21 protein-coding genes are annotated in these 21,553 nt (G+C 69.0%); 8 read left to right on the top strand and 13 right to left on the bottom strand.

Annotation, left to right across the window (positions count from 1 at the left end; translation table 11 throughout):
* Nucleotides 1-10: 10 nt before the first annotated feature.
* From ABT294_RS38005 to ABT294_RS37990, 4 genes are all read right to left on the bottom strand, one after another.
* On the bottom strand, nt 11-2,944 hold the full coding sequence (locus ABT294_RS38005) for a UPF0182 family membrane protein (RefSeq protein WP_350811257.1): 2,934 nt from the start codon (nt 2,942-2,944) through the stop codon (nt 11-13).
* 129 nt (nt 2,945-3,073) lie between these two features.
* Entirely contained in the window at nt 3,074-4,120 is a 1,047-nt protein-coding gene (locus ABT294_RS38000; RefSeq protein WP_350811256.1) for a YlbL family protein, read from the bottom strand.
* Between the two features lie 10 nt (nt 4,121-4,130).
* The gene (locus tag ABT294_RS37995; protein ID WP_350811255.1) at nt 4,131-4,556 is read right to left on the bottom strand and encodes a molybdenum cofactor biosynthesis protein MoaE; all 426 of its coding nucleotides are present in this window, start codon (nt 4,554-4,556) and stop codon (nt 4,131-4,133) included.
* Between the two features lie 9 nt (nt 4,557-4,565).
* Nucleotides 4,566-5,642: an NAD-dependent epimerase/dehydratase family protein gene (locus tag ABT294_RS37990; protein ID WP_350811269.1), complete on the bottom strand. Its 1,077-nt coding sequence runs from the start codon at nt 5,640-5,642 to the stop codon at nt 4,566-4,568.
* Between the two features lie 79 nt (nt 5,643-5,721).
* On the opposite strand from ABT294_RS37990, the gene ABT294_RS37985 reads away from it, so the two are divergent.
* The 3 genes from ABT294_RS37985 to ABT294_RS37975 are packed head-to-tail and all read left to right on the top strand — an operon-like array spanning nt 5,722 to nt 8,586.
* A complete protein-coding gene (locus tag ABT294_RS37985) occupies nt 5,722-6,987 on the top strand; it encodes a zinc-dependent metalloprotease (protein WP_502912198.1) in 1,266 nt (421 codons plus the stop codon).
* The gene (locus ABT294_RS37980; protein WP_350811254.1) at nt 6,984-7,544 is read left to right on the top strand and encodes an NUDIX hydrolase; all 561 of its coding nucleotides are present in this window, start codon (nt 6,984-6,986) and stop codon (nt 7,542-7,544) included. Before ABT294_RS37985 ends, ABT294_RS37980 begins: the two co-directional genes overlap by 4 nt.
* A gap of 34 nt (nt 7,545-7,578) precedes the next feature.
* Complete coding sequence (locus ABT294_RS37975) at nt 7,579-8,586, top strand: endonuclease/exonuclease/phosphatase family protein (RefSeq protein WP_350811253.1); 1,008 nt, start codon at nt 7,579-7,581, stop codon at nt 8,584-8,586.
* Here ABT294_RS37975 and ABT294_RS37970 read toward each other — a convergent pair.
* Genes ABT294_RS37970 through ABT294_RS37960 form a run of 3 tightly spaced genes read right to left on the bottom strand, consistent with a single transcriptional unit; the run spans nt 8,573 to nt 10,518 of the window.
* Nucleotides 8,573-9,157, bottom strand: a complete 585-nt coding sequence (locus ABT294_RS37970) for a glycosyltransferase family protein (RefSeq protein ID WP_350811252.1) — start codon at nt 9,155-9,157, stop codon at nt 8,573-8,575. The two genes, ABT294_RS37975 and ABT294_RS37970, sit on opposite strands and share 14 nt — an antisense overlap.
* Nucleotides 9,154-9,669, bottom strand: coding sequence for a M48 metallopeptidase family protein (locus ABT294_RS37965; protein WP_350811251.1), 516 nt, complete (start codon nt 9,667-9,669; stop codon nt 9,154-9,156). The genes ABT294_RS37970 and ABT294_RS37965 overlap by 4 nt, the downstream gene beginning before the upstream one ends.
* A 9-nt stretch (nt 9,670-9,678) precedes the next feature.
* Nucleotides 9,679-10,518: an enoyl-CoA hydratase/isomerase family protein gene (locus tag ABT294_RS37960; RefSeq protein WP_350811250.1), complete on the bottom strand. Its 840-nt coding sequence runs from the start codon at nt 10,516-10,518 to the stop codon at nt 9,679-9,681.
* Between the two features lie 432 nt (nt 10,519-10,950).
* Here ABT294_RS37960 and ABT294_RS37955 point away from each other — a divergent pair, with 432 nt between their 5' ends.
* The 3 genes from ABT294_RS37955 to ABT294_RS37945 all read left to right on the top strand — a co-directional run bounded on the left by ABT294_RS37955 (nt 10,951) and on the right by ABT294_RS37945 (nt 14,459).
* On the top strand, nt 10,951-12,375 hold the full coding sequence (locus ABT294_RS37955) for a ThiF family adenylyltransferase (protein WP_350811249.1): 1,425 nt from the start codon (nt 10,951-10,953) through the stop codon (nt 12,373-12,375).
* 67 nt (nt 12,376-12,442) lie between these two features.
* Entirely contained in the window at nt 12,443-13,777 is a 1,335-nt protein-coding gene (locus tag ABT294_RS37950; protein ID WP_350811248.1) for an ABC1 kinase family protein, read from the top strand.
* Between the two features lie 289 nt (nt 13,778-14,066).
* Nucleotides 14,067-14,459: a VOC family protein gene (locus ABT294_RS37945; protein WP_350811247.1), complete on the top strand. Its 393-nt coding sequence runs from the start codon at nt 14,067-14,069 to the stop codon at nt 14,457-14,459.
* A gap of 359 nt (nt 14,460-14,818) precedes the next feature.
* Here ABT294_RS37945 and ABT294_RS37940 read toward each other — a convergent pair whose 3' ends face one another.
* The 5 genes from ABT294_RS37940 to ABT294_RS37920 all read right to left on the bottom strand — a co-directional run bounded on the left by ABT294_RS37940 (nt 14,819) and on the right by ABT294_RS37920 (nt 18,848).
* Nucleotides 14,819-14,959, bottom strand: a complete 141-nt coding sequence (locus ABT294_RS37940; RefSeq protein ID WP_350811246.1) for a hypothetical protein — start codon at nt 14,957-14,959, stop codon at nt 14,819-14,821.
* An 88-nt stretch (nt 14,960-15,047) separates the two neighbouring features.
* Nucleotides 15,048-15,317: a WhiB family transcriptional regulator gene (locus ABT294_RS37935; RefSeq protein ID WP_350811245.1), complete on the bottom strand. Its 270-nt coding sequence runs from the start codon at nt 15,315-15,317 to the stop codon at nt 15,048-15,050.
* 127 nt (nt 15,318-15,444) lie between these two features.
* Complete coding sequence (locus ABT294_RS37930) at nt 15,445-15,705, bottom strand: hypothetical protein (RefSeq protein ID WP_350811244.1); 261 nt, start codon at nt 15,703-15,705, stop codon at nt 15,445-15,447.
* A 111-nt stretch (nt 15,706-15,816) separates the two neighbouring features.
* Nucleotides 15,817-16,686, bottom strand: a complete 870-nt coding sequence (tesB, locus tag ABT294_RS37925; protein ID WP_350811243.1) for an acyl-CoA thioesterase II — start codon at nt 16,684-16,686, stop codon at nt 15,817-15,819.
* Nucleotides 16,687-16,760: 74 nt separating this feature from the next.
* Entirely contained in the window at nt 16,761-18,848 is a 2,088-nt protein-coding gene (locus ABT294_RS37920; RefSeq protein ID WP_350811242.1) for an ATP-dependent DNA helicase UvrD2, read from the bottom strand.
* Nucleotides 18,849-18,972: 124 nt separating this feature from the next.
* Here ABT294_RS37920 and ABT294_RS37915 point away from each other — a divergent pair, with 124 nt between their 5' ends.
* Nucleotides 18,973-19,857: an alpha/beta hydrolase gene (locus ABT294_RS37915; protein WP_350811241.1), complete on the top strand. Its 885-nt coding sequence runs from the start codon at nt 18,973-18,975 to the stop codon at nt 19,855-19,857.
* A 67-nt stretch (nt 19,858-19,924) separates the two neighbouring features.
* Complete coding sequence (locus tag ABT294_RS37910; RefSeq protein WP_350811240.1) at nt 19,925-20,176, top strand: glutaredoxin family protein; 252 nt, start codon at nt 19,925-19,927, stop codon at nt 20,174-20,176.
* A gap of 288 nt (nt 20,177-20,464) precedes the next feature.
* On the opposite strand, the gene nudC is transcribed toward ABT294_RS37910, so the two are convergent.
* Nucleotides 20,465-21,439: an NAD(+) diphosphatase gene (nudC, locus tag ABT294_RS37905; protein ID WP_350811239.1), complete on the bottom strand. Its 975-nt coding sequence runs from the start codon at nt 21,437-21,439 to the stop codon at nt 20,465-20,467.
* Between the last annotated feature and the right edge of the window lie 114 nt (nt 21,440-21,553).

Raw genomic sequence — 21,553 nt, 5'->3', positions numbered from 1 at the left:
AATCAACGATCTACGTGCCGCCCGATGGTGTCGGGCTGCTGGTGGCCGTGGACGTGTCCGCGGATGTAGCTGTGGACGTGGCCGTGGGAGTGGGCGTCGGCGTCGGCGAGGCCGACGGGGTGGCCGTGGGCGCCGGTCGGGCTCCCAGGTTCTGGAGGGACTTCAGGGCCTCCTCCAGGCGCTTCTGGGCCTTGCCGTACGCGTCCCAGTTCGGCGGGCTGGACTGCAGGGCCTTCTGGGCGTCCTTGTAGGCCTGTTCGGCCGCGGATATGGCCGACTGCAGGGCGGAGTTGGTGTTGGGCTGGGTCTGCGGCGGGGTCTCGGTGGTCTCCTGCCCGGTGCCGAAGACCTGCTTGAGGGCGCCGTCGAGGGTTCTGTCGACGCCGATCTTGCTGCCGAACGAGACCAGCACCCGCTGCAGGATCGGGTACGGCTCCTGGCCGCCTCCCTGCGCGACCTGGATGTAGACCGGTTCGATGTACACCAGCCCACCCGCGTACGGCAACGTCAGCAGGTTGCCGTACCGGACCGAGGAGGCGCCGACGCCCAGCAGGTTCAGCTCACCGGCGAAGCGGCTCTGGAAGGCGTTCTGCGCCTGACCGGGGCCGGGGGTGTTGGACGGCATCCGCAGGATGCGCAGCTTCCCGTAGTCGTCGCTCGCCGTCGAGTCGACCGCCATGAACGCCGCGAGGTTCGGACCGGCCTTCGGCACGAACGTGGTCGTCAGGGAGAACGTCGGCTTCGCGCCCTCCCCCGGCATGGTGGTCGTCAGGTAGTAGGGCGGCTGCTTGGTCGCGTTGCCCTGCGACGGGTCGTTGGGGACGTTCCAGAAGTCCTGGCCGCTGTAGAAGGCCGCGGCGTCCTCGATGTGGTAGCGCGCCAGCGTGTAGCGCTGCACCTTGAACAGGTCCTCCGGGTAGCGGACGTGGTTCTTCAGGTCCGCGCTCATCTCCGAGGCCGGCCTGACGATGCCGGGGAACACCTTGCTCCACGTCTTCAGCAGCGGGTCGTTGCCGTCCCAGCCGTACAGGGTGACGGTGCCGTCGTAGGCGTCGACGGTCGCCTTGACCGAGTTCCGGATGTAGTTGATCTTGTCCTGTGGCTGCTGGGCGACCGCGCGCAGGTTCGTCGCGGTGTCGCGGGTCATGTCGCCCAGGCTCTCGCTCTGGGAGTACGGGTAGTCGTTGGACGTGGTGTAACCGTCGAGGATCCAGGTGACGCGCCCGTCGACGACCGCCGGGTAGGGGTTGCCATCGAGGGTCAGGAAGGGGGCTACCTTCTCCACCCGCTCACGCGGGTTGCGTACATAGAGGATCTTGGAGTTGTCGTTGATGTCACCCGACAGCAGGATGTTCTTCTCGCCGTACTTGGCCGCGAAGACGAGCCGGTTGAGGAACGAGCCGACCGGGACGCCGCCCTTGCCGGTGTACGTGGTGTTCTTCTGCCCGGTGCCGCCCACCTCCGGATAGTCGAGCTCCTGCGGCTTGTTGGGATTTCCACCCGCGATGACGTAGTCGGTGGCCGCCGGGCTCTCGCCGAAGTAGATCCGCGACTCCTTCAGCGCGGTCGTGCTGGCCAGCGGGCCGGTAACCGGCATGTCCTTGGCGTCGTAGTCGGGCAGGCCGCCGGAGTTGACCTCGTTGCCCGGCGCGGCCACGAAACCGTAGCCGTGCGTGTAGACCAGGGCCTTGTTGATCCAGTTGTTCTGGCCCTCGGGCGGCCCCATGAGCTCGCGCACGCCGACGACGTGGTCGACCAGCTTGCCCGTGCTGTCGGGGTAGCGGTCGACGTCGAGCTGGGGCGCGAAGCCGTAGAAACCCCGGATGCGCTGCGTCTGCTCGTACGTGGCGGAGACCAGCGCGGGGTCGAGCAGCCGGACGCCGGAGACGGAGGCGTCGCCGTCGGAGCGGACCTTGCTGGGGTCGGCCTCGGCGCTGTAAGGCGTGATCTCCGTGTTGGCGACGTTGTACGCCTCGCGGGTGGCCTTGATGTTGCGATCGATGTACGCGGCTTCCTTGAGCTGCTGGTTCGGCTTGACCTGGAACTGTTCGACCAGCGCCGGGTAGACGCCACCGATCAGGATGGCCGACAGCACGAGCAGGCCGAAGGAGACGCCGGGCAGCATGCCGCCGGGCCGTACGACGCCGGCGAAGAACAGCACGGCGCAGATCAGCGCGATGATCGCGAGGATGGTCTTGGCCGGCAGGACGGCGTTGACGTCCGTGTAGGACGCGCCGTTGACGAACCCCCGGTCGGAGAAGACCAGCCCGAAGCGGTCGAACCAGTACGCCACCGCCTTCAGCAGGACGAAGACGCCCAGCAGGACGGACAGGTGCACCCGCGCCGCGCGGGAGGCGTGCAGCCCGGGCGACTGCAGGCGGAACCCGCCGTACAGGTAGTGCGTGATCGCCGCCAGGATGATCGAGATGATCACGGCGGTGAACAGGAAGTTCAGCACCATCCTGATGAACGGGTAGTCGAACATGAAGAAGGAGATGTCCATGCCGAACTGGGCGTCCTTCTTGCCGAAGGACTCGCCGTTCACGAACTGCAACCACGTCTTCCACTGGCCGGCGAGCGGGGAGCCCGCGAACAGCGCGAGCAGGCCCATGCCGACAATGAAGATCAGCTTGCGGTGGGGATCGAGCGCCATCCGGTAGCGGTCGGCGCCACTGCCGCCGCCGAACATGGCGGGACCGAACATCGGCCGCATCCGGAAGGCCAGCAGCATGTTGCCGCCCGCGATGCCGACCATCAGCACCGCTCCGATGAGGAACAGCACGATCTGGGTCAGCAGTACACCGGAGAAGACCGAGGTGTAGTCGACCGCGTCGAACCACAGGTAGTCGGTATAGATCCCCGAAAAGAGGAAGAACAACGCCACAACCGCCACAACGGCGATGGCGACGGGTAGAAGCAGTCGCGGTCGGCGGGGCAATCGCATCCCCTTGCCGGCTCCTGGGGTCCGGAAGCTCAAGGCCAACCCCTCGTCGTGTTGAACAAACGGTCCGTGGTTGGCAACCTACACCGCAGGGCCAGCCATACGGCTAACGCACGGCGATCCCCAGAAGTTTCAGCTGGCAGCGCACGACGGCACAGCGCCCTTGCCGGTGCGCAGCGCGTCGAGCGCCTGGACGGCCGAGTGCAACGACTCCGCCTTGACCAGCCGCAACCCCTCGGGAACGGCTTTCAGCGCCTCCGCGCAGTTCTCGGCGGGCGTCAGGAAGATCGTGGCACCGGCCTTGCGCGCGCCCACCATCTTCTGCGCGATGCCGCCGATCGCGCCGACCTCGCCCGAGGGCGTGATCGTGCCCGTGCCCGCGATGTCCTTGCCGCCGGTGAGCGGACCGGGTGTGAGCTTGTCGAGGATGCCGAGGGAGAACATCAGCCCGGCGCTCGGCCCGCCCACGTCGCCCACGTTGATGTCGACCTTGAACGGGAACTTGTACTTGGCCTGCATCACCACGCCGACGATCGTCTTGTTGCCGGTGCCCGCGACCGTGTTGACCGTGACGTCCTGCTTCTGCGTGCCCCTGGTGATGGTGAAGGCGACCGGGTCGCCGGGTTTGTGCGCCTTGACCGCTTCGCTGACGACGTCCACGTCGGTGACGGGCTTGCCGTCGACCGCGTTGATCTCGTCGCCCTTCTGCAGCTTGCCGTCGGCGGGTTTGCCCTTCTCCGTGGACATCACGCCCACCACCGTGCTGAACGGGATCTTGAGCTCGGTCAGTGCGGCGGCGGTGGCGTAGTCCTGGGAGTTGGTCATCTCGACCGTGTTCTCCTCCTCGACCTCCTTGGCGGAGCGGGCCGGAGGGAAGATCGTCTCCTCGGGGACCACCGCGACGGTCGGGTCGAGCCAGCCGCGCAGCGCGGTGAGCAGGTCGATCCGGCTGGTCGGGCCGCCCTGGTAGGCCACGGTGACCAGGTTCAGCTCGCCGCTGGTCGGGTAGGTCTGCCGCCCGTTGATCGTGATGACCGGCTTCTTCTCGACCTCGCCGATCGTGTTCTCGGTCGGCCCCGGACTGAGGACGACGTATGGAACGGGCAGGAAGGCCCCCACGACACCGAGCGCGAGCACGAGGAATCCCGCCACCAGCAGGGTCAGGGCGCGTCGTGACATGGGGATGAGCTTATTCGCAGGCACCGACCCACTCGGCCGACCCGTCGGCGAAGACCTGGTGTTTCCAGATCGGGACCTGCGACTTGACGTCGTCGATCAGCCTGCGCGACGCTCCGAACGCCTCTTCCCGGTGCGGGCAGGCGACCGCGACGATCACGGCCGTGTCGCCCAGCTCCAGGTCGCCGACCCGGTGGACGGCGGCCAGCGCCGTGACCGGGAAGTCGGTGGCCACCTTCTCCGCCACCTGCCGCAGCACCTCCTCCGCCGAGGGGTGCGCGGAGTACGACAACCGGCTGACGGGCTTGCCGTGGTCCTGCTCGCGTACGGTGCCCACGAAGATCGTGGTGCCTCCAGCGGCGTGGTCGCCCACGGCGGCCAGCACCTCGTCCACGGAGAGCGGGGTGTCACGAATGCCCAGCAATCGGATGGCGTCCACGGACCGAGCCTACGGCAGCCGCCTCTTCTTGCGTACCTGGCGGACGATCGCCGCGGTGCCGATGACCGCGACGGTGGCTCCGGCGGCGGTGAGGGTCGCCTCCTTGACCGGCAGCCGCCTGCCGACGACGGTCGTGCGGTTCTCCCTGAGCTCCAGGACCTGCTCCAGCGCGGCCTCGTTCGTCCAGGCCGGCTTCCAGCCGGCCTCGCGCAGCGCCGTGCAGTCGACGACCCACGGGTAGACGACGTAGTGCAGGTCGGTGGCGGGCGCCGGGGTGATGCCGAGCCTGTGCAGGCGCTGGGCCGTGCCGAACGTGAGACCCGCCGGCAGTTCGAAGCGGCGGATGCCCGACAGCTCCTCGACCTGCTCCTGCTCCAGCCAGCCGTCGGACCCGACGGCCGCGACGCCGGTGACGACCCCGCGTGCGGCCAGATCCAGCGCCGAGACCAGGTCGTCGACGTGGCAGAACTGCCAGCGCGGCGTGCAGCCCTTGACGGTGAGCAGCCTGGGCGACTCGAAGTGCCGGGTGATCACCGTGTCGATGCCGGGGCCGACGACCGCCGCCGGACGCAGCACGGTCACCTCCAGACCTGGATGGCTGCGCAGCGACCTGCGTACCAGCGCCTCGATCTCCAGGTAGTCGCCGACCACGCCGGTGTCGGGTTCGGCCGCGACCGGTGAGTCCTCCGGCAGGGGCACGTCGTTCTCGGGCGCGGCGCCGTACACCATCGCGCTCGTGACGAGCACGACACGCCGCACGCGTGCCGCGGCGCTCGCCGTGAGCACGGTCTGCGCAGCTCGCAGGTTGTACGCGCGCCGCTCGGCCGGGTCGGAGTCGACGGCGTAGTCGCCCGCGAGATGGACCAGGACGTCGATGTCCGAGATCCGGTTCGCCAAGAGCGGATCTCGGACGTCGATCACCCTCCACGTGGCTTCCTGTACGTCGCCGCGCTGCTCGTCGATGGCCACCACCCTGCGGAAATCCGCGGCGGTGACGAGCCTCGCGAGCAGCTCGCGGCCTATGCCGGAGGCGGCACCCGTGACGGCTACGACGGGTTGGCGCGGGCGTTTCGAGGTAGGCACCAGGTCCTCACTTTGCACTGATCCGCCGTAGGACGACTAACGTGGCGGATGTGGACTCCTCCATCCTGCACGAGGTAGAGCGGTGACTGACCTGCCAGGTCGCGAAAACGACCCCAACGAGAACCCGTTCGCCATGTTCGGCAACCCTGAGCAGATGGCTCAGGCGATGCGCCAGTTCGCCGACATGCTGTCGGCGCCGCAGGGTTCAGGCCCTGTCAACTGGGACATGGCCAAGAACATCGCCCGACACGCCGTGGTCGCCGAGGGCGATCCCAGCGTCATGGAGGGCGAACGCCGCCAGATCGTGGAAGCGCTGCGGCTCGCCGACCTGTGGCTGAACGAGGCCACCACGCTGCCGAGCGGCGTGTCGAACCCGCAGGCGTGGAGCCGGTCGGAGTGGATCGAGAACACGGTCCCGGTGTGGCGCAAACTTTGCGAACCCATCGCCGAACGCATGGTCGAGACCATGGGCGGCTCACTCGGCGGCGCCGGGCTGCCGCCCGAGGCCCAGCAGATGGCCGGGCCGCTGATGGGCATGCTGAAGCAGATGGGCGGCATGATGGTCGGCCAGCAGATCGGCCAGGCCCTCGGCTCGCTGGCCCGCGAGGTGATCGGCACCACCGACATCGGCCTGCCGCTGTCCGACACGGCGGCGCTGCTGCCCGGCGGCATCGCCTCCTTCAGCCAGGGCCTCGAGGTGCCGAACGACGAGATCAGGCTCTACCTGGCGCTGCGCGAGGCCGCCCACCACCGGCTGTTCCAGCACGTGCCGTGGTTGCGCTCCCATCTGCTCGGCGCCGTCGAGGAGTACGCCAGGGGCATCACGGTCGACACGTCCGCGCTGGAAGAGCAGATTCGCAGCATCGACATCAGCAACCCCGAGGCGATCCAGGAGGCGCTGAGCGGCGGCGCGCTGCTCAAGCCCGAGGAGACCGAGCGGCAGAAGGCTGCGCTGGCGCGGCTGGAGACGATGCTCGCGCTGGTCGAGGGCTGGGTCGCCACGGTGGTCGACCAGGCCGCCGAGGGCAAGCTGCCGTCCGCGGGCGCGCTGGCCGAGACGGTACGGCGGCGGCGCGCGACGGGCGGCCCCGCGGAGCTGACGTTCGGCACGCTCGTCGGGCTGGAGCTGCGCCCGCGGCGGCTGCGCGAGGCGGCGGCGCTGTGGCAGGCGGTGCAGGAGGCGCGCGGCGTCGACGGGCGCGACGCGCTGTGGGGGCACCCCGACCTCATGCCGACGTCCGACGATCTCGACGATCCGGAGGCGTTCGTGCGCGGCGAGGCGGCCTGGGACATCTCGCAGTTCGAGACCAAGCCCGGCGACGAGGACGGCGAGGGCGAGCAGCGTTGAGCCTGCACCGCGACGCGGTCGGCGTGCTGAGCGGCTGGGTGGCGCCGACGCCCGCGGAGGAGGCCCTTCGCGCGGAGTTCCTCGACCACCTGGCGGCGCACGACGACGCGATGCTGCGCGGCTGTGTCCCCGGGCATCTCACGGCGACGACCGCGGTGCTGTCGCACGACGGCGCTCGGGTTCTGCTGACCCTGCACCCGAAGGCCGGGATGTGGCTGCCGATGGGCGGCCACTGCGAGACCTCCGACCTGTCCCTCGCGGACGTCGCGCTGCGCGAGGCCACCGAGGAGTCCGGAATTCTCGGGCTTGAGCTGTTGTCCGGCCCGCTGGCGCTGGACAAGCACCGCGTCTGGTGCCATCCGCCGCACAGCTGGCATCTCGACGTCGAGTACGCCGCCGTGGCGCCCGCCGGCGCGGAGGCCGTGATCAGCGAGGAGTCGCTGGACCTGCGCTGGTTCCTCGTCGGGGAGATCCCCGAGCTGTCCGACGAGGCCACCCGCCGATTGGCCGCACGTGGACAGGCGGTTCTTACGTCAGGTTCACGCGTGGTCGGTTAGAGTCCGCTGCGTCGCACCGGTACAAGGGGGGCACATGGCGGACGTCTCGGCCGACCGTCCCGTTGGCGGGACCATCGTGACCCCCGCCAGGAAGCGCGGCACCATCGGCCGCACCATCGCCGGAACGCTGACCTGGCTCGCGGTCACCCCCCTCGCCGCCTGGGCCATCGCCCGGCTGACCGGGGTGGAGCGCGGTTCGCTGGCCAGCCAGCTCATGACCGCCACACCGTACGCGGCCGCGAGCTCGCTGGTGCCCCTGCTGATGGCGGCCGCCGGACGCAGGCGCGCCGCCACCGCTGTCGCGCTGCTCACGACGACCGCGTTCGGCTTCGCCGTGCTGCCCAGGGCGCTCGGCTCCGCCGAGGCCACGGTCGGCCGGCCGCTTCGCGTCCTCACCGTCAACATGCTGTTCGGACGCGCCGACGCGCAGGCCATCGTCGACCTGGCCCAGCGGTACGACGCCGACGTACTGAGCACCCAGGAGCTGACCCCCGGGGCGGTGGCGGATCTCGACGCCGCCGGGCTGAAGACGCTGATGCCGCACCGCGTGCTCCAGGACGAGTGGAGCGCGTCCGGCAGCGGCCTGTTCTCCAGGCATCCGCTCACGCCGCTGGACCACGAGATGCCGCAGGTGGGGCACCACATGCCCGCCGCGCTGATCGCGCTGCCCGGCGGCAAGCCGATCGAATTCCTGGACGTGCACACCTTCACGCCGCTGGGCCCCCAGGTGGCGAACTGGAACGCGGCATTCGACGCGTTCCCGCCGCCGTCCAAGGAGACGGTCCGGGTGCTGGCGGGCGACTTCAACGCCACGCTCGACCACGCGCCGATGCGGCGGCTGCTGGCTCGCGGCTACAAGGACGCGGCCGACACGGTGGGCGCCGGGCTCGTGCCGACCTGGCCGGCCAACAAGAGGGTCCCGCCGATCATCACGATCGACCACGTGCTGGTGGACGAGCGGGTCGGCGTGAAGGAGGTCTCCGTGCACACCGTGCCGCAGACCGACCATCGCGCCGTGTTCGCCGTCCTCAGCGTGCCCTGAGCAGGGCGCGGGTGTTCTCCCACCCTTCCAGGCCGGGGTCGAGACGGCCGAGGTCGTCGGGGGTGCGCAGACGGTGCCAGCCAGGGCCCGTCGCGACCATGCGACGGCCGGGGGCCTGGGCGCGCAGCGTGGCCACCGGATCGGGGTCGTCCAGGTCGGGGTCGGCCCAGTCGGGCATCGGCAGGCCACAGGCGAGCGCCACCGCGCCACCCCGCTCGGCGGGGCAGACCGTGATCTGGGCGCGTCCGAGCTCGCGGAAGAGCTTGCCGACCAGCAGCGGCGGCAGGTCGGGCGCGTCGGCGGCGATCACCACGACCTGGTCGCCGTCCAGACGTTTCACGATGCTCTTCAGCGGCTCGTCCTCGGCTATCGTGATCACCTCGGTGCCCGGCCAGACGATCTCTTCCAGGCCGGCGACACTCGTCACCAGGACGGGCGTCAGCAGCTCCAGGCCCGCCACCATCTCGTAGGTGTCTTCCGCCACCGCTTCCAGGAACTCGTCGGGGGCCACGCCCTCGGGGGCCGCCCTGGCCATGCTCTGCCGTACCAGGACCGCGGCCGTACGCGTCAACACTCCTCCGGTGCGGTGTGCGCGGCGGCGGAGAACCCCTCGAGGAAGCCGCGCGCCCGTTCTGCCTTGGGATACTGTTCTACCAGCGCCCAGAACCGCGGGCCATGGCTGGGCACCAGCAGATGCACCAGTTCGTGGATGATGACGTAGTTGATGACCCACTCGGGGAGCCCCTTGAGGCGGGTCGAGATCCTGATCGTGCCGGTCTCCGGGGTGCAGGAGCCCCAGCGGTGCTGCTGGTTGTCGACCCAGCGGACACTCACGGGGTCGGCCTCGCCGTCGAGGAACTTCGCCGACAGCTCTCGGGCACGCTCGAGCAGGCCCTCGTCCGTCGGCCTTCTCCGCCGCTCCTTGGCAGCAAGCCGATCCAGCATCCGGCTCACCCATTCATCGGCGTCGTCACCGCTCAGCCAGGCGGGCAGGAGCACGACCGTCTTGTCGCCGTCGCGGTAGGCGGAGACCGTACGCCGGCGACGAGAACTGCGACGGACCTCGACTGTCTCGGGGGGCACATATGCACGTTAGCCGAGACTGGCGAAATTCCACAGAGGGTGGACCTTGTTTCTGCTGGTCAGATGATTAAGAGCCGGTGAATTTGGGCAGGCGCCTTTCCCGATCGCGGCCAATCCCTCGATCATGTCAGCGGACGCCATGGTCACCGGCTGCGCCAGGGACTCCCATCGGAGCGCGGCTTCCAGGTCCTGATGATCCTGGTTGAGTGCGACTTTGGTAAGCCTCGTGGCAATGGGGGCGTTGCGTGCGACCGTCTCAGCGATCTTCTCAACTTCCCGCATAAGGTCATTTTTGGAGAAAGATTGATTTACCAGTCCTTTATCCGCTGCTTCTGCTCCGAGGAGCGTGCGTCCCGTGAGCAGCATCTCCCGCGCCAGCCCGGTTCCCGCCCTTCTCGGCAGCAGGTACGTGGCCGCCATGCCCGGATGCAGGCCCAGCGACGTGAACGGCGCCAGCAGCTTGGCGTCGTCGGCGGCGTACACGAGATCGCAGGCCAGCGCGACGCAGAGCCCTGCTCCGACGGCCGGACCGTTGACGGCCGCGATGGTGGGGACCTCCAGCGAGGAGATGGCCAGCCAGGTGCGGTAGAAGGTGAGCATCCGGTCCCGCAGCCGGGGGACGTCCTCGGCTCCGCGCTCGCCGATCCACGACAGGTCCCCGCCGGAGCAGAAGGCGCTGCCCGCACCGGTCACGACGACGCACCGGATGTCGCGGTCGCGGGCCAGCTCGTCCATCGTGAGACGCCACTGTTCGGTCATGCGGTCGGTCATGGCGTTGCGCCGGTCCGGACAGTTCAGGGTGAGCAGGACGATGCCGTTGTCTTTGCGGTCTACCAGGAGCTCGCTCATGCGGGAGAGCGTAGCCAGGCCCGCCCGGCCCTTCCCACCGGCCTCTCGCCCTTCTTGCGGTGTCTGTCCCTCCTGTCTCCCTTCCTCGCCCGCCCACGCTGCATCACTTCCTCGCCCACCACGCTGTGCCGCCTCCCCACCCGCGCTGTCACGCCTTGCCCCACCGTGCTGCGTTTGCTCCTCGCCCGCTGTCACGCCCTTGCCTCACCGCGCTGTGGTTCCTCCTCGCCCCCCACGCTGTGTCGTTTCTTCGCCCGCCCGTGGGCTGTCACTTCCTTGCCCGCCCTCCCTGTCCTTCTTCCTTGTCGCCCGCTCAGCACATACCTGGCGGGTCATCCGTCTTCCACAGGCTCGCGTCCTGCGGGATCCGTTATCCACAGCGCTTGAGAAACCCGCACCGGATCCTGAGTTCGCGTGGAAGCCTTTCGCGCCATGAGGCCACGAGTGAAACCCGCCCTGCGGCGGATCATCCGCGACGAGCACACCCTGCAACTCGGCGTACACCCCCGACGGGCCGTCATGCTGACCGACCTGACCCGTCCGATCCGTCAGTGGATCGGACGCCTCGACGGCACCCTCGACCTGGGCCAGGCGCTGCGCGAAGCGGCCGCGGCGGGGCTCGACGAGCCCGCGGCCCGTTCACTCCTCGACCAGCTCACCAGCCAGGGCATCGTTCACGACGCCGCCCTCCCCACCCCGCTCACCGATGTCCCGCTGAGCGAACGAGACCGCCTGCGTCCTGACCTCGACGCCCTCGACCTCGCTTCCACCACCCTCGACGGCGGCCACGCCGCCCTGGCCAGAAGAAGGCAGGCACGTGTACGGGTTTACGGCGCAGGTCGAGTCGGCGCCCAGATCGTCACTCTCCTCGCGGCATGCGGCGTGGGGCACATCCGGGTGATCGACGCCGCTCTCACCCGCCCCTCAGACGTCACGCCCGGTGGCCTCACCTGGTCCGAAGTCGGGCTGCCGCGTGAGGAGGCCGCGGTGGCGGTCGCCCGGAGACTCACGTCCGGCGCTCCCCACTCACCCGAGCACGCCAGCATGGATCCGAACGGCACTCCCCGATCCGCTTCCAGGTCAGCTCCGTCCATCCCCAGGGCGACCCCACCCGGCTCGAGGGCGACCGCACCCGGCTCGAGGGCGACTCCGCTCGGCTCGAAGGCGATTCCACACGGATCGAAGCTGTCCCCACCCAGTTCGTTGGCGGCTCCGTCCGGTTTGGATGCCTCCTCCCTGGGGCGGGGGGCCGTTGCTCGCCGTAGACGCCCGTCCGCCACTGAGGACGCCTCCTCACCTCGGCCTCCTGCGGAGGTCTCCGCGCCCGGGCCCGTCGGCGGCGCCGCGCCCTCGGTCGACGTGAGGGCCGGAGCTCCGTACCTGGGTGATGGCTCGCAACGTCCCGATCTCGTGATCCTCGCTCCTGTCACCCCGCTCGACGGCGTCCTTGTCAGCGAGTTGACCGATCTCGGCATCCCGCATCTTCTGGCGTCCGCGTACGAAGGTCACGGGTCCGTCGGCCCGCTGGTACTCCCGGGCGAGACGGCCTGCCTGCACTGCCTCGACCTGAGCAGGCGCGACCACGACCCTGGCTGGCCCATCGTCACCGCGCGGCTGGGCGGTTTCCCACCCGGCGAGATCGCCTGCGACTCCGCCCTGGCGACGGCCGTCGCAGCCGCCGCGACCGGCCACGCCCTTGCCCACCTGGAAGGACGAGAGTCCATTGTGACCAACGGCACAGTCGACGTAATGCCTGATTGGCGCTGGAAAACCCGCACATGGGCAAAGCACCAGCAATGTCGTTGTATGCGAAACAATCCATATTCGCTAAGAATGGTCATGTCAGCTTCCCAGTGACTGACCTGTTCCGGGGACGACCACGAAGGGGGGAAGCGGCGTCTCGAACGAGACACCGCGCATCAGTGTGAGCGATCTTCCGCGCCGCGCCGTCACGCGCTCCGCCAAGCTGGCGACCCTTCCACTCGGGTTCGCCGGCCGCGCTGCCCTGGGCATCGGGAAGCGAATCGGAGGCAAGTCCGCCGAGGTGGTCGCCCAGGAGATCCAGCAGCGCACCGCCGAGCAGATCTTCAAGGTCCTCGGCGAGCTCAAGGGCGGCGCGATGAAGCTCGGGCAGGCGCTGTCCATCTTCGAGGCCGCGTTGCCGCCGGAGATCGTCGGCCCTTACCGCGCCACCCTCACGAAGCTCCAGGACGCCGCCCCACCCCTGCCCGTCGCCACCGTCCACAAGGTGCTCACCGAGCAACTGGGCGACGACTGGCGCGAGAACTTCCAGTCCTTCGACGACCAGCCCACCGCGGCCGCCTCCATCGGCCAGGTACACAAGGCCGTGTGGCACGACGGCCGCGAGGTCGCTGTCAAGATCCAGTACCCCGGCGCCGGTAAGGCCCTGCTCGGCGACTTCGCCCAGCTGGCCCGCCTCGGGAAGCTCTTCGGCGTCCTGCTGCCCGGCCTGGACATCAAGGCGGTCCTGGCCGAGCTGCGCGAACGGATCGCCGAAGAGCTCGACTACCTGCGCGAGGCGGAGGCACAGCACGCCTTCGCCCTCGAGTTCGACGACGACCCCGACTTCCACGTCCCCGACGTGGTCGCCGCCAACGAGATGATCCTGGTCACGGAGTGGATGGACGGCACCCCGCTGTCGCGCATCATCTCCGACGGCACCAAGGAGGAGCGCGACCGGGCCGGCCTGCTGTTCGTCCGCTTCCTGTTCTGCTCACCGGCCAGGGTCGGCATGCTCCACGCCGACCCCCACCCGGGCAACTTCCGGATGCTGCCGAACGGCAAGCTCGGCGTCCTCGACTTCGGCGCGGTCAACCGCCTCCCCGACGGCTACCCCAGAGCCTTCGGCCAGCTGACCCGCATCTTCAACCAGGGCGACATGGACACCGTGGTGGCGGGCCTTCGCGCAGAAGGCTTCATCCGTCCGGAGATAGAGGTGGACGTCGACGCCCTCCGCGTCTTCCTCGCCCCCTACGTGGAACCGACGGCCGTGGAGGAATTCACCTTCAGCCGCGAGTGGCTCCAGGCACAGGCGGCCAGCGTCACCGATTTACGGCCGACCAACGTGGTCAGGCAGCTCAACCTGCCGGTCACGTACGTCCTGATCCACCGCGTCCACGCAGCGGGCGTCGGTGTCCTCTGCCAGCTCGGCACCACGGCCCGCTTCCGCGACGAGGTGATCCGCTGGGTCCCCGGTTTCAGCGACGACCCCAACGACGAACCCATCTCCGTCAGCTGACCATCCCCGACTCCCATCCCTTCCACCAACCGGCAGTGGCGCTTCAGGTGGCGGTGGTGCCGGATGGTGCTTCACATCCCCGTTGGTGCTTCAGGTGCCCGCGGCGCCAAATGCCCGTGGCACCAGATGACGCTTCAAATGCCGGTGGCGCTTGAATGCCCCTGATCCAGAAGTCTGCCGTGCGCGAGAGGGCCTATTTCGCTGTTTTGCGCAGTGACCATGAGCGTTCGCGGGTGTGGTCGGGGGTGCCAGTGACCGCATAAGGGGGCTCAACTCTTATGATCGTCACATGCCCCTGGGTCATATTGGAGTGAATGTCCGTGACCTCGCCCAAGCCAGGGCGTACTACGACCAGTTCATGCCCCTGGTCGGCTTCGAGAGCTTCTTTGCGGCCGACGACGAGTTCTCCTACCGCCCAGTGGGCGGCAAACCAGGCACGTACCTGTTCTTCTATCCGGCGCTGGAGGACGGCGCCTATTCACGCCATCGTCCCGGTCTCCAGCACCTGGCCTTCATGGTGAAAACCCGCCGGGAGGTGGATCGCCTGCACGAATGGGCGACCGCGTGGGGTGCGCATGTGCTTTATGAGCCTCAGGAGTTTCCCCAGTACGGCCCCGCCTACTACGCCACGTTCTGGGAAGGTCCCGACGGCGTCACTTTGGAAGTCGTCTGCCACCGGTGACCGCCTGACTCCTTTCCAGCGTGAGCATCGAACCGGTGGACGTTTACGGTCGCTGCACTGGTGTCATGCAAAATTCGTCGGCAGTTTAGCGCGGGATTCGAGGATCTCCTTCGCGGTCTTGGTCCAGACGAATGAATGGTTTCGGGTCGTTGTTCCACTGGTCCACCCGGGCGCGGATGTCGTTCTCCCGCGCCTGGACGAGGAAGAGGAAACGGCAGCGGGCCGGGCGCAGGAAGTGCGCTCGGCCCGCTGGTGCTCGTCGAAGATCTGGAAGCGGGTCCCAAGAAGGGGGATCCCGATCAGGGCGTGGAGGGGATGCCTGACGGGGAGATCCTGCGCCGGCGGCAGGATCTCCCGCGTCAGAGTTCCTGGCTCAGGACCCTGCGGAGACGGTCGTTGGCCCGCTGGACCTGGCGCCGCGCCCGCTGCACGCGCCGGATGCGCGCGGCGAGGCGTTGCTCCTCCGCCTCACGGTGGAGCGTTTGTATTCGGTCATTCACCAGGTCATGGTAAAGATGCGGCACTGCGAGGCTCCTCTGGGACATGGTGCTCATCTGTCTGTCTGCTTTCTGGTTGAAGGTGCGGTGTTCAGGCAGCGACCGGGTGCTTGCGCGGACGGCCGCGCGGACGCTTGCGAGGAACGATGGTTCCCCTGAGGATCAGTTCGCCGCCCCAGACGCCCCATGGCTCCTCGCGCTCGAGCGCGCGGGCCAGGCAGGCCTTCTGGATGGGGCAGCCGCTGCAGAGCGCCTTCGCGAACTCGACGTCCTCGGGCGACTCGGCGAACCACAGGTCAGGGTCGGTACGGCAGGGGATCTTGGCTTCGTCGATCAGGTCCATGATCGTCTTCGCCCCCATCTGCGTTCTCCTTTTGATCGAACTATTTGATCTTGGTCGGGCACCTCGTGGGTGGTCGGGGATCACGGACAAACAAAGAGGCCGCGGATCCTGTCTGCGGATCCGCGGCCTGGAGGCTTGTTGCCGGTCAGGTTATGACCGGTACATCCCTCCAGGGATGCGGACCGCGCAGTCCACCCTTGGGGCTCTGCTGGGTCGGCAGTTCGGCGCCTGCGATGAAGACAGGTGCGCTGAAGGCGCTGGCGCCGAAGTGGGCGTGCGCGTAGGCGGCGGCCTGGCTGCGGGCAGACTTCTCCTGCCGGAGCTTGGCCGGCCCATCGACGAGCCTGACCGAGTTACGGCATGCGGAAGCGAGCCACTGCGTGGCCGGCATCTTGATGCTTCTCACTTGGACTCACCTCCACTCTGGGATCGTCGGACAGTGCTGCCCGACTCGCTTGACCATGACCCTAAACCGGGAACCCTAGGACGGGCAACATATTTTCTACCTGCGATTTCGCTACTTCATCACACGAATCATCGCCTCCTGGACGACGGAGACGACGAGGTCACCCGACGCGGTGAACATCTCACCGCGAGCGAGTCCCCGCGCTCCCCCGGACCAGGGGGACTCCTGCGCGTAGAGCAGCCAGTCGTCGGCTCTGAACGGCCGGTGGAACCACATGGCATGGTCGAGGGAGGCGCCCATGATGTTCGAGGCGCCCCAGGCCATGCCGTGCGCCAGCAGTATCGTGTCGACCAGCGTGAAGTCGGAGGCGTAGGCGGCCAGCACGACGTGCAGCAGCGGGTCGTCGGGCAGCTCGGCGTCGTAGCGGAACCAGACGTTGGTCTGGGCGCTGCGCAGGGCCGGGTCGCGGTAGGCCTCCCAGGTCAGCGGCGAGGCGTAGCGGGCGTCGACCGGACGCGGGCGTGACAGCCAGTCGCGGTATTCGGGCGCGTCGCCGACCAGCTCGAACATGCGGTCCTGGAACGAGGACAGCGTCTCGGGGTCGGGGACGGTGGGCATCACCGACGCCTGGTGCGCCACGCCGTCCTCCAGGACGTGGAACGACGCCGACATCGTGAAGATCGCCTTGCCGTGCTGGACCGCCACGACCCGGCGCGTGGCGAACGAGCGTCCGTCGCGGACCCTCTCGACGTTGTAGACGATCGGGATCGAGGGGTCGCCCGGCCTGATGAAGTAGGCGTGCAGCGAGTGCACGTTCCTGTCGGACGAAACCGTGCGGCCTGCGGCGACGAGCGCCTGGGCGGCGACCTGACCACCGAAGACGCGCTGGATGCGCTCTTCGGGGCTGCGTCCGCGGAAGATGTCGAGCTCGATCTGCTCGAGGTCGAGCAGGTCGAGCAGCTCCTTCAGCGCCTCGTTCACAGGTCCCCCTTGCGATAACCGTATGCCGACAAGTTTGGCGTGCCGCCCTTCGACTACCAAACCCGACCTATCGGTCAGGTGGCGGTGCGGCAGAGGGCGAGGACGGCTTCGCCGTACTTGTCGAGCTTGGTCCTGCCGATTCCGGCTATCGCGAGCAGGGCTTGTTCGGTCGTGGGGACGCGTTCGGCGATGGCCTGGAGTGTCACGTCGGTGAAGACGACGTACGGGGGGACCTTGGCCTCCTTGGCGGTGGCGGTGCGCCACGCCTTGAGGCCTTCCAGGAGGGCCTCGTCGTAGTCGGCCGGGCAGGTGGAACAGCGGCCCAGTTTCTGCTCGGCCGCCACGACCAGGGTTCTGGCGCAGACGCGGCAGCTCACGGGGGCCGCCGGCTGCCGGCGTTCGCGGGCGGGCGCGGCCACGCGGGGCGAGGAGGCGGGACGGCCCGTGAGGCCGTCGAGGAAGCGGGACGGGCGGCGGCCCTTGCGCCCGCCCGGAGCCCGTGCCAGCGCCCACGACAGCGACAGGTGCTCGCGCGCCCTGGTGATGCCGACATAGAGGAGGCGGCGTTCCTCCTCTATCTGCTCGGGGGTCTCGGCGTAGATGATCGGCATCATGCCGTCGGTGAGACCGACGAGAAAGACGGAGTCCCACTCCAGGCCCTTGGCGGCGTGCAGGGACGCGAGCGTGACGCCCTCGACGGGCGGCGCGTGCTGCTCGGACGCGCGGCGCTCCAGCTCGGCGACGTAGTGCTGCAGGTCGGCACCCTCGGTGGCCATGTCCTCCGCCAGATCGGCCAGCGCCTTCAGCGACTCCCACTTCTCGCGGGCCTTGCCGCCGCCGGGCGCGTTGGGGGTCAGGCCGATGCCCGACAGGATGTGGTGGACCTCCGAGGCCAACGGCTCACCGGCCGCCGACCTGGCGGCCCCGCGCAGCAGCACCACGGCCTGGCGCACCTCCGGACGTTCGAAGAAGCGCTCCGCGCCGCGCAGGACGTACGGGATGCCGGCCTTGGACAGGGCCTCCTCGTACGCCTCCGACTGGGAGTTGATGCGGAACAGGATCGCGATCTCCCGCGAGGGCACGCCCTGGTCGAGCAGCTTCCTGATCGCGCGAGCGGCCCCGGCGGCCTCGGCCGGCTCGTCGTCGTGCTCCTGGAAGACCGGTTTGGGACCGTCGGGACGCTGGGCGACGAGATCCAGCCGGTGCGGCGAGCGGGCCTTGGCGATGACCAGGTTGGCGAGGTCGACGACCTGCGGGGTGGAGCGGTAGTCGCGGACCAGCTTGATCACCGCGGCGTCGGGGTGCTCGACGGTGAACCCGGTCAGGTAGCGGGGGCTGGCGCCGGTGAAGGAGTAGATGGTCTGGTTGGGGTCGCCGACCACGCACAGGTCGTCGCGCCCGCCCAGCCAGGTGTCGAGCAGGAGCTTCTGCAGCGGGTTGACGTCCTGGTACTCGTCGACGACGAAGTAGCGGTACTGCTGGCGGATCTGCGCCGCCACCTCCTGGTGCTCGGTCATCACCGCGGCGGTCAGCTCCAGGATGGTCTCGAAGTCGACCAGGTGGCGCTCGCGTCTGATCCGCTCGTACGCCTCGTAGAGGCGGGCCACCTCCTCGGCGGCCACGGGAGGGGTCCGGCCGAACTTGGCCGCCGCCGCGACGTAGTCTTCCGGGCCGATCTGGCTGACCTTGGCCCACTCGACCTCCGCCGCGATGTCCCGCAGCTCGGACCGATCCGGATTTTTCCGGATGTGGCGGCAGGCTTCGACCAGCACCGGCAGCTTGGACTCGATCACCGAGGGCGCCTCGCCCCCGATCACCCTGGGCCAGAAGTAGGTGAGCTGCCGCAGCGCCGCCGCGTGGAACGTGCGCGCCTGCACGCCGGGAGCGCCGAGCGCGCGCAGCCGCTGCCTGAGCTCACCCGCCGCGCGAGTGGTGAACGTCACCGCCAGCACGCTCCGCGCCTCGACGGCGCCGCTGAGCACAGCGTGGGCGATGCGGTGGGTGATCGCCCTGGTCTTGCCCGTCCCCGCGCCCGCGAGCACGCAGACGGGCCCGCGCACGGCCTCGGCGACCGCGCGCTGCTCGGGGTCGAGGCCGGCCAGGACGTCGTCCACGCTGTTCACCTGTACATCCTCCCAGCAGGTGGCGGTGAAGGGCTCCATTCTGGCAACATGCCGCCCGTTGTATGTTCATCGTCACCGAGATGCAAAGATCTGGTCTCCTCCCCCACAATGGGGCCGACCATCTGCATGGGGGGAAGGGAAGGCCGTGCGCACTGCGGTTTCCTTGAGCGTTCTCGCGCTCGCTGCCGTCGCGTTCACACCGGTGACCGCGCACGCGTCCAAGGACCCGTCACCCGGGCCGACGGCGACCACCCCGACCGACCCCAACGGGCTCGGCGGCCTGGCCGTCGAGACGGTCGTGTACGGCACGCACCGCCGCCAGAACATGGACGTCTGGTGGACCCCCGACGGCACGCGGCGTCCCGGCGTCTTCCTCATCCACGGCGGCTGGTGGTCCAGCGGCGACAAGAAGAGCATGTCGTCGATCACCCGTAGCTACGCCGACCTCGGGTACACGGTCTTCAACCTGAACTACCGGCTCTCGGGCGACGCCGCCTGGCCCGCGCAGCGCACCGACGCGCTGGCCGCCATCGCCACGGCCCGCAAGCACGCCGACCGCTGGTCCTTCGACCCCGGCAACTACGTCGTGGTGGGCTTCTCGGCGGGCGGGCACATCGCGGCCGCGGTCGGCACGTACGGGAACGGGATGAACGGGCTCAAGGGCGTCGTCGGCCTCTCGCCGATCATCTCGCCGCTGCGGGCGTACACCGACGGCCTGGCCACCACCGACCCGTACAAGCGCAAGCTCAGGGCGTCGGCGATCCGGCTCGCCGGGGGGTGCGAGCCCAAGGGCAAGTGCTCGCGGGTGTGGGCCAGCATGGAGGTGGCCTGGCACTCCAGCCGCAAGGACGCCCCGATGCTGACCGTCCACTCGCAGGACGAGTTCGTGCCGCCGCAGCAGAGCCAGCTGCTCAAGCAGACGCTGGGCCAGGTCGGCGTGCCCGTCACCATCTTCACGGCGCCCGGTGTCGCGCACAGCTCCCTGCTGTATCGCGAGCCCGGCGTGGCCGAGCGCGTGCAGCAGTGGATCGCCGAGCGGATCGGTTAGGAATTACCGGGGGCTTCGGCATGTTGGAACGAGCGCCCGTTCTCTGACCTTGGAGGGAATCCCCGACATGGCGCTCACCGTCTACAGCACCACCTGGTGCGGCCCCTGCAAGCGGCTCAAGGCTCAGCTCACGCGCGAGGGCATCAGCTTCGCGGAGGTCGACATCGAGCGGAACCCGGATGCGGCCGATTTCGTGATGAGCGTCAACAACGGCAACCAGACGGTGCCGACCGTCGTCATCGAGACCCCCAACGGGCGCGTCGTGCGCACCAACCCGTCGGTGCTCGAGGTCAAGGCCCTCCTGGAGAACGCCGCCTGACGGGCTGTGAAGGTTGCGCCCCCTCGGACATCACCAGGGGGCGCGGCTCCTCGAGCCGCCTCCTTGATCTCGGCCACGGCGGCGGCGATGGCGTCGGTCAACGCCTTGATGACACGTCGTTCGTAGCCTCGGAAGATGTCATCCATCCGCACTTCGTGAGCGGCGTACTGGATGGCGAGTTTCCGGCTCTCCCGCTCCACGATTTCATCGAGACGCGATTCATCCATGGCCGCGACCCTACTTCGCCATCACCTGACGCATCGCTGTCTTTACTTACGGTGACAGGATTCACCAGTCTCCGGCGAGAGGGGCGCCGTACCAGGTTTCGATGAGGCGGCGGGCTATCGAGACCGGCGGTGGGAGGCGCACCTCGCCTGATCGCAGCGCCTCCGCCAGCTCCGCCCTGCTGAACCAGCGGGCTTCGGCGATCTCCTCGGCGTCGGGGGTCAGCGTGGTGGTGACGGCCCGGGCGAAGAAGCCGAGCATGAGGCTGCGCGGGAACGGCCAGGGCTGGCTGCCGAGGTAGCGCGGGTTGACCACCTCGACGCCGACCTCCTCCGCCACCTCGCGCACCACCGCGTGCTCCAGCGACTCCCCCGGCTCGACGAATCCGGCGAGGATCGACAGGCGCCCCTGCGGCCACTGGGGGCCACGGGCGAGCAGGCAGCGGTCGTCGTCGTCGCGGACCAGCATGATCACGGCGGGGTCGACGCGCGGGAAGTGCTGGCTGCCGTCGCGGGGGCAGACCCGGATGTGCCCGCCCGCCTCGACGTCCGTGCGGGCGCCGCAGCGCGGGCAGTACTCGTGGGTGGTGTGCCACGCCTCCAGCGCCACCGCGTAGACCAGCAGGCCGGCGTCGCGGTCGCCGAGCAGGCCGCCCACCTGGCGCAGCCCCGCCGCGACGACCTCGCCCTCCGGCGTGTCACCCAGGCTCATCGGGATCGTCACGCGGCCGTGGACGTCGCCCGCCGGCACCCCCGGCAGGGACGCGGCCACCGCGAAGTAGGCGACGCCGTCGTCGACGCCCAGCAGGTAGCGCTCTCCGGGCGGCGCCTCGGCCGTGGTGAGCAGCACCGCCCCGACCTCGTCGCCGACCTTTCTGACCAGCGTGCGGCCGTCGTCGATGACCAGAACCCTGGTGGCGGGGTCGTTCCAGGCACGTTCCAGCCAGCCGTTGTCGGCGCGCAGCGCCGACGACCTGTCGATGGTGCCGCGCGCCAGGAGCAGCGGGCCGATGAGTTGTTCTTCCGTGCTCGTCTCCACGGGCCCCACCCTTTCCAGATCCCCCGACATCCTATGACCTGCGAGTGAGCCGCCCATTACAGAGCATGGGCGGCGTGGTGATCGTCGAGCGGCTAGGATCAGCGGCTTAGGTTA

It is taken from the genome of Nonomuraea sp. NPDC000554 (genome assembly GCF_040300065.1).
Lineage (GTDB): Bacteria > Actinomycetota > Actinomycetes > Streptosporangiales > Streptosporangiaceae > Nonomuraea.
Note: the sequence above shows the minus strand (reverse complement) of the source record. Positions and strands in the feature narration are given on the sequence as shown.

What these genes read in the sequence shown, in the direction of transcription:
- ABT294_RS37975 (WP_350811253.1), top strand. Translation starts at nt 7,579, where the DNA reads ATGGCGGACGTCTCGGCCGACCGTCCCGTTGGCGGGACCATCGTGACC.
- ABT294_RS37935 (WP_350811245.1), bottom strand. Translation starts at nt 15,317, where the DNA reads ATGGGGGCGAAGACGATCATGGACCTGATCGACGAAGCCAAGATCCCC.
- ABT294_RS37920 (WP_350811242.1), bottom strand. Translation starts at nt 18,848, where the DNA reads ATGGAGCCCTTCACCGCCACCTGCTGGGAGGATGTACAGGTGAACAGC.
- ABT294_RS37910 (WP_350811240.1), top strand. Translation starts at nt 19,925, where the DNA reads ATGGCGCTCACCGTCTACAGCACCACCTGGTGCGGCCCCTGCAAGCGG.
- ABT294_RS37945 (WP_350811247.1), top strand. Translation starts at nt 14,067, where the DNA reads ATGCCCCTGGGTCATATTGGAGTGAATGTCCGTGACCTCGCCCAAGCC.
- ABT294_RS37960 (WP_350811250.1), bottom strand. Translation starts at nt 10,518, where the DNA reads ATGAGCGAGCTCCTGGTAGACCGCAAAGACAACGGCATCGTCCTGCTC.
- ABT294_RS38000 (WP_350811256.1), bottom strand. Translation starts at nt 4,120, where the DNA reads ATGTCACGACGCGCCCTGACCCTGCTGGTGGCGGGATTCCTCGTGCTC.
- ABT294_RS38005 (WP_350811257.1), bottom strand. Translation starts at nt 2,944, where the DNA reads ATGCGATTGCCCCGCCGACCGCGACTGCTTCTACCCGTCGCCATCGCC.
- ABT294_RS37955 (WP_350811249.1), top strand. Translation starts at nt 10,951, where the DNA reads ATGAGGCCACGAGTGAAACCCGCCCTGCGGCGGATCATCCGCGACGAG.